Below are 13,642 nucleotides of genomic sequence, written 5' to 3' on the forward strand. Positions count from 1 at the left end.
AGCCTGTGAGCGGCGCAATTCATTGATGAGGCACAGCTATGCGCAGCCGCGTCAGAAAATTTGCCCATGTCCTGGAGCGCTTCGGGCTTGCCCTGGCGGGAGCCGCAAGCGGCCTGTTCGTCGCCATCCATGTCGGCTCCAGCGTGTCGGCGCTGACGTCGCAGGCGTTCCTGCTCATCATGATGCTGGGCGGCGCGATCGGCTTCTATCTCGGCATCGATACGCCGCCAAAGCTCTTCCATCCGAAGGATGCCGCCTCGTCGCGCAAGATCGACGCGGCGGAGCTGCTCAGCGCGGTCGGCACCTTTCTCGCGACGATGGTTGCGTTCTTCTCGGTCGGTGTCGTCGTACTGCGCAGCGAGCCCGATATCACCTGGACCGCGGCGATCATGGCGGGCTGGGTGCTCGGGGTCGCCATGCAGATCGTCGCCGGCACGATCGCACGCGCGCGGGTGTGATCACGCGCGGCGGATCACGCCCAATCCTGCCAGATGCGTGTCGACGAATTGCCCAAGGCGCTCGCGCAGCATCTCGGGCGGCACTGCGACCATGCGCTCCTCGAGGCCCAGCGAGATGATGCCGTGGACCGCAGAGAACATCATCCGCGACAGCAGCGCGACATCGCCGGGATCGCGATCGGGCAGCAGCCGCACCAGCGGTGCGTGCATCAGCGCGAAGGCATCCATCACCATCGCAAGAATATCCTCCGGAAACGGGCGGTCGTCCTCCATGCGATGCTCGAACAGCGAGCGCAGCAGGTTGGCATGTTCAGTGGCGAAGCCGAGATAGGCGTCGGCAAGCCCGTGCAGCTGGCGCAGGGGATCGTCGGATGGAACCGCCTTGAGCCGGGCCGTCAGGGCCCCAACGGTCTCCCGGTTCACGGTCAGGATCAGGCCGTCGAAGTCGCCGAACTCGTTATAGACGCTGCCGATGGAGCAGCCGGCGGCCTCGGCGACGTCTCGAACTTTCAATGATCTCAAGCCTTTAGTAGCGATGGACCGGCGCGCGATCTCGATCAGCAAAGTGCGCCGCTGAAGTTTTTTCCGGTCCCGTCGCGATTCTTCTTGAGCAATGTTCATTTTCATACTAATAATTTGAGCGTTGCTCAAGTTGGCATAGGAGGCCACTCAGATGCAGACCCTAGCACTTCAATTGACCACCACCTTCGTCGATGACGCGATCGAGCTCGTGACCGGCTTTGGCCGCGCCATTCTCTCCCTGGCGACTGCGCCGATCGAGCGGATCGCCCGTGCCTGCGATGTCGCAGGTGTCCTGGAGCAGCGGCGCGCGGATCAGCGCGCGTCGCGCCCGGCGGCTGCACGCGGCGGCCGCCGCAAGTCGCGCCACTGCCGCTGGTCGCCGTTCCGCGGGTTGAGTGAACTGACCTGAAGCGCCGACGCCGCAATTGTCGCCGAAACCTCAACAAAGCACTCACCATGTCGCTTGCGAGCCCGCTTCAATCCCGATCGACCACAACCCTGGATAAGGTCTCGTACATCTCTGCCGGGCATTGTCGCGGCGTCCCGGTGCGGCCGATCCGCGCCGGTTCGAACCGATACGTTGCGGAAAAGACTAAAGGCTGCGGCATCTCCGTCATTTTCACCACGCTCCCCATTCCCTGCCACCCGAACTCGCAGACCTGCCAGCGCCGTGCGCGCTAACCCAAGGAACCGGTCATGATCAAGGAATTGATGACGTCCCGCCGCTTCGCGCCGCTGTTCTGGTCGCAGTTCTGCTCGGCACTGAACGACAACGTGCTGAAGAACGCGCTGGTCATCATGCTGCTGTATGGCGTCGCCAACGAGCAGGGGCCGGCGCTGGTCCAACTCGCGGGTGCCGTCTTCATCGCTCCGTTCTTCGTGCTGTCGGCGCTCGGCGGCGAACTCGCCGACCGCTACATCAAGTCCATCGTCGCGCGCCGGCTGAAGTTCTTCGAGATCTTCGCCGCGGCCTTCGCCGCCGCCGGCTTCTTCACCCATTCGATTCCGCTGCTGTTCATCGCGCTGGCGCTGTTCGGCATCGTCGCCGCGCTGTTCGGCCCGGTGAAATATGCCGTGCTGCCCGACCAGCTGTCGGTCTCCGAACTCGCGACCGGCAACGCGCTGGTCGAGGGCGCGACCTTCATGGCGATCCTGATCGGCACCATCGCGGGTGGCATGTTCGTCGCCGGCGCGAGCCACATGGGCTGGATCTGCGCCGCCGTGGTCGGCCTGTCGGTGCTGTCCTGGGGATTTGCGTCGCGCATTCCCCTGACGCAACCCTCCGCGCCCGATCTGCCGATCACCAAGAATCCCTGGACCTCGACCGTGCGGCTGTTGAAGTCGCTCTATGCCGAGCCGCGGCTGTGGGACGGCATGGTGATCGTGTCCTGGTTCTGGATGGTCGGCGCGATCGTGCTGTCGCTCTTGCCCGCGCTGATCAAGGAAGGCGTCGGCGGCACCGAGGGCGTGGTCACGCTGTGCCTCGCCGTGTTCGCGATCGGCATCGCCGCCGGCTCGCTGTTTGCCGCGCAGCTCAGCCACGTCCGCCCGAATCTCGCGCTGGTGCCGATCGGCGCCATCGTGATGGGCGTGATCGGCCTCGACCTCGCACTTGCGATCGCCACCACCTCGCTCGGCAAGGACGTCACCGCGGCGGCGTTCGCGACCTCGTTCGGTGGCTTCCGCATGCTGGTCGACTTCTTCCTGTTCGCGTTCGGCGGCGGCCTGTTCGTGGTGCCGTCGTTTGCCGCCGTGCAGGCCTGGACCGCGCCGTCCGAGCGCGCCCGCATCATCGCCGCCGGCAACATCCTGCAGGCCGGCTTCATGGTCGCCGGTGCGGTGTTCGTCGGCGCGCTGCAAGCCATAGGTCTTCCGATCGCCTGGATCTTCTTCGGCCTCGCCATCGCGAGCTTCGGCACCGTGTGGTTCGTGCTGACCAAGTGGGGCAAGGAAGGCGTGCGCGATTTCGGTGCGCTGCTGTTCCGTGCGCTGTTCCGCCTCGAGGTGCGCGGCATGGAAAACCTGCCGCCCGAAGGCACCCGCATGCTGATCGCGCCCAACCATGTCAGCCTGGTCGACGGTCCGCTGCTGCACGCCATGCTGCCGATCGATGCGAGTTTTGCGGTCGACACCGGCATCGCCAAGGCATGGTGGGCCAAGCCGTTCCTGAAGATGATCAAGCACTACACGATGGATCCGTCGAAGCCGCTGGCCGCGCGCGACCTGATCAAGCTGGTCGCCGCCGGCGAGCCGGTGGTGATCTTCCCGGAAGGTCGCATCACGGTCTCCGGCTCGCTGATGAAGGTCTATGACGGCACCGCGATGATCGCCGACAAGGCCGATGCCGTCGTCGTCCCGGTCCGCATCGAGGGCGCGCAGCGCTCCCATCTCAGCTACCTCAAGAACGGCGAGATCAAGCGTTCGTGGTTCCCCAAGGTGACGATCTCGATCCTGCCGCCGGTCAAGCTGCCGGTCGACCAGGCGCTGCGGGGCAAGGCGCGCCGCAACGCCGCCGGCGCCGCGCTGCAGGACGTCATGATCAATGCCATGGTGCAGAACGCGATGCTCGACCAGACGCTGTTCGAAGGTCTCGGCCATGCCTATCGCGACCGCGACACCGGCAAGCCGATCATCGAGGACGCGCTCGGTACCAAATTGACCTATCGCAAGCTGATCCTCGGCGCGCAGGTCTTGAGCCGCAAGCTCGAGCAGGGGACTGCCGCCGGTGAGAATGTCGGCGTGCTGCTGCCGAACTCGGCCGGCGTCGCCGTGGTGTTCATGGCGCTGCAGACCATCGGCCGCGTGCCGGCGATGCTCAACTTCTCGGCCGGCCCGGTCAACGTGCTGGCCGCGATGAAGGCGGCGCAGGTGAAGACCGTGCTGACCTCGCAGGCCTTCATCGAGAAGGGCAAGCTCGACAAGCTGATCGCGGCGATCGCGGGCCAGGCCCGCGTCGTCTATCTCGAGGACGTCAGGGCCGGCATCAGCCTTTCCGACAAGATCGCGGGCTTCCGCGCCGGCATCGCACCGCGCGTCACGCGCAATGCCAACGATCCCGCGGTCGTCCTGTTCACCTCGGGCTCGGAGGGCACGCCGAAGGGCGTCGTGCTGTCCCACCGCAACATCCTCGCCAATGCGGCGCAGGCGCTGGCGCGGGTCGATGCCAATGCCAACGACAAGGTGTTCAACGTCCTGCCGGTGTTTCACTCGTTCGGCTTGACCGGGGGCATGATGATGCCGCTGCTCGGCGGCATCCCGATCTTCATGTATCCGTCGCCGCTGCACTACCGGATCGTGCCCGAGCTGATCTACCAGACCGGCGCCACCATCCTGTTCGGCACCGACACCTTCCTCACCGGCTATGCCCGCTCGGCGCATGCCTATGACTTCCGCACGCTGCGGCTTGTCATCGCCGGCGCGGAGGCGGTGAAGGAGCGCACAAGGCAGATCTACATGGAGCGCTACGGCATCCGTATCCTCGAGGGCTATGGCGTCACCGAGACCGCGCCGGTGCTCGCGATGAACACGCCGATGGCCAACCGCCAGGGCACCGTCGGCCGCATCTCGCCGCTGATGGAATACCGCCTCGATCCGGTCCCCGGCATCGAGGAAGGCGGCCGGCTGTCGGTGAAGGGCCCGAACGTGATGCTCGGCTACCTCCGTGCGGAAAATCCCGGCGTGCTCGAGCCGCTCCCCGAGGGCTGGCACGACACCGGCGATATCGTCACGGTCGACGCGCAGGGCTTCATCGCGATCAAGGGCCGCGCCAAGCGCTTCGCCAAGATCGCCGGCGAGATGGTCTCGCTGTCGGCGGTGGAGACGATGGCGACCACGCTGTGGCCGCAGGCGATGTCGGTCGCGGTCACGCTTCCCGACGCGCGCAAGGGCGAACGCATCGTGCTGCTCACCACGCAGAAGGATGCCGACCGCGCCGCGATGCAGCGCCAGGCCAAGAGCAGTGGCGCTTCCGAGCTCGCAGTACCCGCCGACATCCGCGTCGTCGACAAGGTGCCGCTGCTCGGCACCGGCAAGACCGACTATGTCGGCGCCACCGCGCTCGCCAAGGAAATAGCAGCGGAACTCGCCGCTGCTGCACCGGCGCCCGCGCCGCAGACGGATGAGAATACCGACGCGGCCGCGACCGAGCCGGACACGTTGCAGCAGCACGTTGCCTGAGTCTTGGCGTAAGTCTTGGCCTGAGTCTTGGCATGAGTGTTGTGCTTTTCGGGAGCATGTTGTCAGATAGACGGCAACTGCTCCCGAGAAAGCATAGCCATGGTTCTTCCCCTCGACCCCGTCATTGAAAAAATCATCCCGCTGCTGCCGCTGCGCGAGCCCGCGACCATGACGCCGCAGAGCTGCCGTGACTCGCTGCGCGCGCTGGCCGAGGCGCGCAAGGCGGTGCCGCCGCCGCCGGTCGATATGGCACGTGATATCGAGGTGCAGGGCGCCGCGGGCAAGCTCGCCGCGCGGCTCTATCGGAGCGGCAGCGGCACGGCGCCGACCGTGATCTTCTTCCACGGCGGCGGCTGGGTCGCCGGCGATCTCGAGACCCATGACCGCCAGGCGCGCAACCTCGTGATCGAGACCGGCGCTGTGGTGATCTCGGTCGACTACCGCCAACCGCCGGAGACGCGCTTTCCCGGTGCGTTCGAGGATGCGTTCACCGCGATCCGCGATGTGATCGCGCGGATCGGCGATTTCGGCGGCGATCTTTCCCGCATCGGCGTCGCCGGCGATTCCGCGGGCGGCAATCTCGCCGCCACCACGGCGCTGGCCTGCCGCGACGCCGGCATCAGGCTCGCCGGGCAGCTGCTGGTCTATCCCGTCACCGATGCGGTCGGCGGCTATGCCGACGCAAGCGAGAATGCGAAGTTTCCGTCGCGCGCCGAGAATGCCGAGGGCTACTTCCTGACGCGCGCGACCATGCAGTGGTTCTGCGGACACTATCTCGCCGACAAGGCGCAAGGCTCCGACTGGCGCGTCTCGCCGCTGCGCGCGAAGACCCTTGCCGGTGTCGCGCCGGCCGTGGTTACGACCGCCTGGTTCGATCCGTTGCGCGACGAAGGCCACGCCTACGCCAAGGCGTTGCACGCGGCCGGGGTGCCGGTCGCGTATCACACAGGCGAGGGGCTGATTCACGGCTATTTCGGCCTCGGCGACGCCTCGGACGCCGCACGCGCCGAGGCACAGCGCGCGCGGGCGGACTTTCGGGTGTTGCTGGAGCGGGGAGTGTAACGCCCTACTTGCCCCCCTGGAGGCCCTCGCGGGGGAGGTGCGTTGCCAAAATATCGAAAACAACCCCATGCAAAGGAGCCGGCGGTGGTCGCCGGCGTTCGACCAGGCGGCTTGACGCGTCGGGCAACTCACGGATAGAATTCTAATATTCCGAAATTGGGTAGGAGGGAGTCTAATCTCCCCCCGTCGTCCCGGCCGTTGTTGACGAGGAGGCTAACCTCCTCGTCGTCCCGGCCTAGTGCGCAATTGCGCACGGGGGCCGGGACCCATAACCACTACAGCCTGTTGTTGCAGCAGGCTGCGGCCCCAGCGTCGCGCCACACACACAGTCGGGGTAATGGGTCCCGGCCTGCGCCGGGACGACGATGTGGATGGTTATGCGCTCTACAACTTCTCCCTCAGCGCTCCCGACTCCCCCTCAATCATTCCCGATGGTGTCGCCGAACAGCTGCCAGGTCTCGCCGTTGAACTTCTGCAACCGCATCGCCTCGACCGGGAAATAGTCGGTCGGCGAGGTCTTCACCTTGATGCCGGGCAGGAACATCGGCAGTGCGATGTCGAGGTTGGCGGCCTGCTTCATGATGTTCTCATGGGTGAGGTCGTCGCCGCACTGCTTCAGCACCTGCACCGTCGCCTCCGCCACCACATAGCCGTAGACGATCAGCTGGTCCTGCAGATTGCCGTCGGGAAAATACTTCGTCATGAACTCCTTCCAGGCGATCACATCCGGGTCCGCTTTCCACTGCGGATCGTTCGGATCCTTCAGCGAGTAGGACGAGATGATGTCCCTGGAATAGTCGAAGCCGGCTGGCTTCAGCACCGAGGACACCGAGGTCGAGGTCGCCGCGAGGAAGAACAGGTCCGGCTTCCAGCCGATCTCACCGATCTTCTTGATCGCCTGCGCCGCCTGCTTGGGGATCGCGTGCATGAACAGCACGTTGGCCCCGGAGGCCTTCAGCTTCACGATCTGGCTGTCGACCGTCGGGTCGGTCGATTCATAGGTCGTCTCCGCGACCACCATCTTGGCGGTGTTCTCCGGCCCCAGCCCCTTCTTGAAGCCGTTGCCGTAATCCTTGCCGGCGTCGTCGTTCTGATAGAACAGCGCGATCTTGGCGTCCGGCTTCTGGGTCAGCACATATTTGGCGTAGACCGCGGTCTCGGCCTGGTACGACGGCTGGAAGCCGATCGACCACGGATAATGCGCATAGTCGCCCCACAGCGTGGCGCCGGCGCCGACGAACAGCTGCGGCACCTTCTTGTCGTTGAGATATTTGCGCACGGCAAGGCCGGTCGGCGTGCCCAGCGGATTGAGGATCGCGGCGACCTCCTCCTGCTCCACCAGCTTGCGGGTCTGCTCCACCGTCTTCGGCGGCGAGTAGCCGTCGTCGAGCGTGATCAGATTGATCTTGCGCCCGTTCACGCCGCCCTGGTCGTTGATCATCCTGAAATAGGCGGCCTGGGTCTTCGCGATCACGCTGTAGGCCGACGCCGCGCCGGAGAAGGGCGAGGTCTGTCCGAGCTTGATCTCGGTGTCGCTGGCGCCGGTGCCGTATTTCTTCTCGGCGGCGTGCGCCTGCGTCGCGAGCGCAAGCGCTGCCAGTGCCGTGATGGCCTTCCAGATCATCGTGAGCCTCCCTGTGCGTTTTTTGTTATTCGCGAGGGAGAGCTTAATTGAGCGGATGCGCGTTCGGCTTGTGGCGAGACGCCGGGGCAGGGATGCGAAAATGCGGCGGGCTGCGGCGAGCGGCGGGATGTAACTACCGCTGTCGTCCCGGCGAAGGCCGGGACCCATTACCCCAACTGCTCATTTGGAGCGACGCTGGGGCAACATTCCGCGTAACGGCAAATATTGGTGGTTATGGGTCCCGGCTTTCGCCGGGACGACGTAATGAAAGAGCGGCGCCCTTAACGGACGCGCACGCTGCCGGTCGTCACCGGATCGGTCGGCAGCACGGTGGCGCCGGCGCGGCTGGCGGCGGCCGAGGTGATCATGCCGGGCTCGCCCGACCGCACGTTCTTGGGCGGGCTGAATTCGAGGACGACGAGGGCGGCCGTCGCGAGCACCGCCACGGCGGCGGTTGCGATCGCAGGCACCAGTCTTCCGCGCGTATCGAGTGCGCGAACTTGCATTGATCAATTCCTTTATCGGGGTCGTTCTTTGGACGTGACATAAGAACGGCCAGGCTTCTTCCCAAGAGTGCGGCGCACATGCCTCACAATCTCTTGTACCGGCCGTGATGTCCCTCACGGTGTTCGAGACGATGCGGCCGTTCGGCCAGCGTCGAATCGCAATCGTGTCGGACGGCTTGTTTGCACACTAATATCTGGAAGAGATCGTGGCGTTTTGCATGCGCCTCATGCGCTCGTGATGATGCGAATGAGTTTGTGATTAACGACGGCGCGAGGAGCCGCTTTTGCCTTCATTTATAGGGTTTCTGAAGTCGGCGAGGCGCGCGCGTTAATCGTTTCTTCACGCACCAACAGCGCATCAACAGAGATTCGCGCCGCGGCGAGCGATGACACCGCTGTCATTGGCAGCAGTTGTCAGCGGGCTTGTGGAAGCCCAGACCAAGCCGTCATTGCGAGGAGCGAAGCGACGACGCAATCCATCCCTCCATGCCGATTGCGATGGATTGTTTTGCTTCGCATGCAATCTCGAAAAGAAGAATCCACTCTATTCGTCACTCGCCACTCACTCGCGCGTGGCGCGCTCGTCTCGCGCCCCTCACGTCCACCGCATCCCGCACCCCCTCTCGGCGGAAAGGAGACGCGCTGCTTGTACTCGCGAGTCGGGGTCATATTTTCTTTGCGCGGGCTGCGTAGGGTATATCGCATTGAAGTTACCGTGGAAATTTGAGTTTTGGTGCAGCAAATTAACGGGCGGCATCGCCGAACTATTGCAAATCTGACAATTAAAGGCCCACGTTTCGCGTATGACGGGGGTTAGTCGTGCCTCGAGGAGCGCTTCTAGGCGCAGTCTGACGTTAGCCGGACTGGATCATCTGCGCGGTATCAATTCCGCTTTCCTTCAAGAAGGATTTCAATCCTTCGTATCTTGCCCGATAGCCATTCGCTTTGACCGTCTTGGGACTGAATGAAAAACTCAGGTCGGAGACTGCCATCTTCTCTGTCTCGCGAAAGAAGAGCGGTTGCAATCCCTCGAGGATTCTGCGGGCCGTTGGAAGATTCTGTTTCTGATCTCGGGTGTAGGCGTTGATTGCAAATCGCAGCGAGCCGATAACAATGTCGATCAGACTGGAAAAGTGTGATTGGCCGATGGCCGCGTAGTGAAAGCCAACAATATTAGTCAGCCTCAATGGGCTTGCATGCGGCAGCCCAGTTACTCCGACAGCGAACTTGTCGACTAGATGAGCGTCTATTTGCTTGTCGGAGAATCTGTCGATCAAGACGAGACCTGTCGATTTGAAGCGATTTAGATGGCAGTCAAAGTGATAGCACACAGTGTTAATCGCGTTCCTCCGAGCGACTTCCGGGCTGGTTGCTATGTTGTGCAATATAGTTGAGACAAGGAGCTTCGTACCTGCATCTGTTGCGGCCACAATCATCGACTTCTTCAAATCGATGAATGTTTGATGAGACATGCCCGGAGGCGCGGGGAGAAACTTCAGCTTGAATATCTCAGGGACTTTCGCGTCCTTGCGCAGCTTGTCGATTTGACTTGTTAGGTCTGCACATTTTTCCGCGGAAATACAGAGACCGCCGTACAAGAAGAAATCATTACTCCTTTGCTCGATATTCGTTTCGTCGCAATAGAGAAGGTGCATTAGAAGTGCCTCCGTATCTCTGTGTTCCGAACTGCGTCTTTTACGAGCCTCGCTGTTACTTGCGTCGTTAAATGCACCACAAGTGCCTGCCAGCGACGCCGGCTCACTGAAATCGGGTGCCGATTCCTAGGTAAGTGTCGAAGTTGCGTAGTCGCAAATCGTCCGGAAGATCACTCGGGCATGATACAGCTTGCGGAGCTACTCTTGGGCGTGAGTGGCACCTTCGCTTTCCAAATCGATGAGCTGAGCAATGTTGTTCAACATTTCAACGGCGTTTTCAGTGTTGCCGGGCTGTCGTTCCCAGAGTTGAAACAGCATTGGAAACAACTGAGCCTTGGATAGACCTAGATGGTCGCTGAGCGCAGCGTACCAATCGTGCTGCTCGGCCCCTTGAAGCGCGAAAAGTATTGGCCCGACATCTTGGGATCCACTTACAGCTTCGAGCGCACTTGGGTCGGCTTCGACTATCGCCCGGAATATGCGCTCGATTGGTTTCTCGCCAGGAAGGAAGGTTGATATGCCCGTTAGCGCATTTGGGATCTTGCCTCGTAAGTCACCGTCAAAGAGGCCTAAAATCTTTACGGCGGAGAACGGCGAGCCGATGCGCTCCAACAATTTGATGATGTTGCCATCACCGTTGCGTACACTGATTTCGATCCGGCGCGAAAGCCCTGGCCTATGTCGCTCCAGAATCTGACGAAGGAACCAATGAGCGGCGAGATCTTCCACGAGAATCACGATGTCAATGTGCGGCTCGATTCCGAGCATAGAGAGAAGTACTGGAGGTGGAGTGGATTCCACTATTCGTACGTTTGCCCCCTGTCGGAACAAGAAGACATGGTGTTCCTCGTCAAAACTATTGATGATCTTCGGCGAGTGACTTGTCATTATCACGCTCAGGCGCTTGTCGACGGTCGCGCCCAGAAGATAATGACTGAAGGCTTCTTGCGTTGCGGCCGATAGATTGGTCTCAGGCTCCTCTATCAAAAGCAGCGCGTTTTCCGCGGCTCGGTCGATCGTCCACCAAAGGAACAGGATCGCTAGTTCTCCGGCTCCCATCGTGCGGCTGTCGTAGCGATCATTTCCATACGCCACCTCGAAGAACGGAATTATGCCGTCATCGCTTTCAATCTCATATATCTTCACTTCCCTGTAGTCGCGCCGGCTTACGTAGTTGACCTCGACAAGAGTCTTCTCGTCGATATTTCTGGATCCCACACCATTGATGATGTCATTGACGTCTTGGAAGCCAGCAAACTCCCTTTGGTGGAGGCGCGTCTCTACCGCCGCATCGATGTGAATGACTTCATAATCAAACGAGCCTTGTCCGGTTAGCGAGCCACTTGCAAACGTCACCTCTGAGACTTGATCGAGATTGTGCGCTCGATAAGTCAAAGATGCGCGGCCAGAGCTTAGCTTTAGGCTTGTCGGAGAATCTTGAGTTGCTCGTTTCGGCGCCGCGGCTGCCCAAACAGATCGAAGGATAGTCGTCTTACCTACCCCATTTGGGCCGGCTAAGACGACTAGCGGCAAAGAAAGCGGGATTTCACCGCTACCGAGCGTCGGTATCTCTTGAAAGGCAAATCGTTGAAGTTGGAGTTGCCATTGCAGCACGCGCTCCTTGATGCGCCGTCTATAGTCGGTAACTCGTGCGGCTCTCACGGCAGCTTGCTCCAGCGCTCGAGGTTCAGTCGCTGGGCTAGTGAATGTTCAAAGGTCGTATCCTCCCTCGATTGTAGATCATCTCGGATCGCAATGAGTGTTTGTCGATCCACCGTTTCTGGAAGGGGTAGATGTCCAGAAAAGTAATACGCAAACCACAGCGCAGCATCACGATAGACGACTGAAGAGACATCCGTCACCCGAAGACTCGCTCGATCCTGAAATACAGCGTAAGCCTGAGGAACAAAATTGCGAGCTGAGGTTGTCGATGCGGATTGCACGAAGGACGTCATGTACTCGTGGCTTGGTTCGTCATTCTCAAAGCGAGCAAAGAACAATAGCCAGCTTAAGGTGCTTGCTTTGTTCAGTCGCACCGCGAGCGCTTCTTTCCGTGATCGAGAAAAGTGATCGATGCTTTTCTGAGCTTGCGCGAGCACATCACCGGAGAACTCGGAGCGATCTTTAAAGCGCTGAGAGACGAGCGCCTCCGTGCTCTTTGTTGCAAAAGTCTTTGCCTCCAGAAAGAGGAGCAGTCGGGCGACGATGTCGTCGTAGGCGAGGCGGGCATTCGAGAAGCCAATAGTCTTCTTGTTATTGTCCCCGGACTCGAAGAACCGAACGAGATTCTTCAGTTGCTCACGCGCGGGACCGTAGAATGCGTTACGCTGCTCCCCAGCCGTCAACATGCTTGGCTGATTCAAACGGTAGAAGAGTTCGCTTGGCTCGTCTGGAAGATAGTCGGTGATCCGAAAGCATCGGAGAGTGTACTGATCCAGGAGTCGCTTATCTGCGGGGTCTAGTCGCCGATAATACTTCCCATCGAGGCTTTGAATCCGATCGTCGGGAGGCGTAATGCTCCCGTCGATCGAGAAATCGTTTCGTACGAAATCACGAAGCGCGGCGAGCCGTTGTTGGCCGTCCAACACTTCCATCCGCCCGTCTTTAGTGACCACGAGGAAAACTGGGGGGATCGACCATCCCCTAAGGACCGTATCAATTAATCGTCGCTTCTTTGCGGGGGACCAAATTTCTTGGCGCTGGAAATCAGGCTGAAGATCGATGTCTCCGCTCTCGATTCGCTCGACCACGGTCTTAAGGTCGGGTTCCCAAGGCGTTAGTTTCATCCACAATTCTCTGGTTCGATATGTCTCCTGATCTAGGCACCTTGCGGCGCTTTGCGTCAATTGAGCAAAACGAATAGCTCGCGCTATGGGTGAAGGTATCCACCGACGAGATATTGCCTAAGTCTCTCTCGAGCGGCACAAACAAAAACGGCCGGGTCATCATCGACCCGGCCGCTTCAAATCTCTTCCCGCGAATTCCGCTCTCGCGTGTAGCCGCGCTCAGCTCGCCTTCTTCACTGGGGCCGGCTTGCCGACCTTCTTCTCGATGGCGCGCTTCAGGTCGAGGGCGCGGGGCGAGAGCACGTCGGCCTTGGCCTTGAGCAGATAGGCGTCGAGGCCGCCATTGTGGTCGACGCTCTTCAGCGCGTTGGTCGAGACGCGCAGGCGCACGTTGCGGCCGAGCGCGTCCGAGATGAAGGTCACGTTGGCCAGGTTCGGCAGGAAGCGCCGCTTGGTCTTGATGTTGGAGTGGCTCACCTTGTGGCCCGTCTGGGGGCCCTTGGCCGTCAGTTCGCAGCGCCGGGACATCTTACAAAATCCTTATTGCATCCCCGCCTCTCTGCCAGGCGTGCAATCACACGGCCCGCGCGGGGGTTTTGAATTCGCGTCCATTTTCCAGGAACCGCGGGTGTATAGGGGCAGATCATCCGAGCGTCAAGGTTTTCTACCCCGCACGCTCGTTTCCGGGGTTCCTACGCCGTTGTTTTTTGACGCGTTTTCTTCACGCGAACCGGGAAGGCCACTTCGCTTGAAAACGCTTTGTTCATAAGCCGTTCCAGCCACTTAACACCGGATATGGCAACCATATAAAGGGCGTATTCGGCTGCAAGTCTTGGTTCCATAAGAGATGCGC

At 61.1% G+C, this 13,642-nt stretch carries 11 protein-coding genes; 4 read left to right on the forward strand and 7 right to left on the reverse strand.

The genetic code is table 11. The annotated features are described in order from the left end of the window. The first annotated feature begins 38 nt into the window (after positions 1-38). A complete protein-coding gene (locus tag BI327_RS25620; RefSeq protein WP_076864042.1) occupies positions 39-458 on the forward strand; it encodes a hypothetical protein in 420 nt (139 codons plus the stop codon). Here the strand turns inward: BI327_RS25620 and BI327_RS25625 are convergent, their stop codons facing one another. Beyond that, positions 459-1,079, reverse strand: a complete 621-nt coding sequence (locus BI327_RS25625; protein WP_174683061.1) for a TetR/AcrR family transcriptional regulator — start codon at positions 1,077-1,079, stop codon at positions 459-461. A gap of 52 nt (positions 1,080-1,131) precedes the next feature. Between BI327_RS25625 and BI327_RS25630 the strand changes: the two genes are divergently transcribed. The 3 genes from BI327_RS25630 (at position 1,132) to BI327_RS25640 (ending at position 6,218) form a co-directional block, all read left to right on the forward strand. Continuing rightward, complete coding sequence (locus BI327_RS25630; protein ID WP_076864043.1) at positions 1,132-1,389, forward strand: hypothetical protein; 258 nt, start codon at positions 1,132-1,134, stop codon at positions 1,387-1,389. Positions 1,390-1,676: 287 nt separating this feature from the next. After that, positions 1,677-5,156 (forward strand): acyl-[ACP]--phospholipid O-acyltransferase, encoded by a 3,480-nt coding sequence (locus tag BI327_RS25635; protein ID WP_076864044.1) that lies wholly within the window; start codon positions 1,677-1,679, stop codon positions 5,154-5,156. A gap of 99 nt (positions 5,157-5,255) precedes the next feature. After that, positions 5,256-6,218, forward strand: coding sequence for an alpha/beta hydrolase (locus BI327_RS25640; protein ID WP_076864045.1), 963 nt, complete (start codon positions 5,256-5,258; stop codon positions 6,216-6,218). Positions 6,219-6,636: 418 nt separating this feature from the next. On the opposite strand, the gene BI327_RS25645 is transcribed toward BI327_RS25640, so the two are convergent. From BI327_RS25645 to rpmB, 6 genes are all read right to left on the reverse strand, one after another. Beyond that, the gene (locus tag BI327_RS25645; RefSeq protein ID WP_076864046.1) at positions 6,637-7,842 is read right to left on the reverse strand and encodes an ABC transporter substrate-binding protein; all 1,206 of its coding nucleotides are present in this window, start codon (positions 7,840-7,842) and stop codon (positions 6,637-6,639) included. Positions 7,843-8,123: 281 nt separating this feature from the next. Further along, positions 8,124-8,348 (reverse strand): hypothetical protein, encoded by a 225-nt coding sequence (locus BI327_RS25650; protein ID WP_076864047.1) that lies wholly within the window; start codon positions 8,346-8,348, stop codon positions 8,124-8,126. A gap of 854 nt (positions 8,349-9,202) precedes the next feature. After that, positions 9,203-10,003 carry a DUF3800 domain-containing protein gene (locus tag BI327_RS25655; RefSeq protein WP_076864048.1) on the reverse strand — a complete coding sequence of 267 codons (801 nt, stop codon included), beginning with the start codon at positions 10,001-10,003 and terminating at the stop codon, positions 9,203-9,205. 198 nt (positions 10,004-10,201) lie between these two features. Beyond that, complete coding sequence (locus BI327_RS25660; RefSeq protein WP_159450488.1) at positions 10,202-11,665, reverse strand: ATP-dependent nuclease; 1,464 nt, start codon at positions 11,663-11,665, stop codon at positions 10,202-10,204. Further along, positions 11,662-12,789 (reverse strand): DUF262 domain-containing protein, encoded by a 1,128-nt coding sequence (locus BI327_RS25665; protein WP_076864050.1) that lies wholly within the window; start codon positions 12,787-12,789, stop codon positions 11,662-11,664. Before BI327_RS25665 ends, BI327_RS25660 begins: the two co-directional genes overlap by 4 nt. Before the next feature lie 219 nt (positions 12,790-13,008). After that, complete coding sequence (gene rpmB, locus BI327_RS25670; RefSeq protein ID WP_021080171.1) at positions 13,009-13,317, reverse strand: 50S ribosomal protein L28; 309 nt, start codon at positions 13,315-13,317, stop codon at positions 13,009-13,011. Positions 13,318-13,642 lie beyond the last annotated feature (325 nt).

The organism is Bradyrhizobium mercantei, from assembly GCF_001982635.1.
In the GTDB taxonomy this organism is placed as follows: domain Bacteria; phylum Pseudomonadota; class Alphaproteobacteria; order Rhizobiales; family Xanthobacteraceae; genus Bradyrhizobium; species Bradyrhizobium mercantei.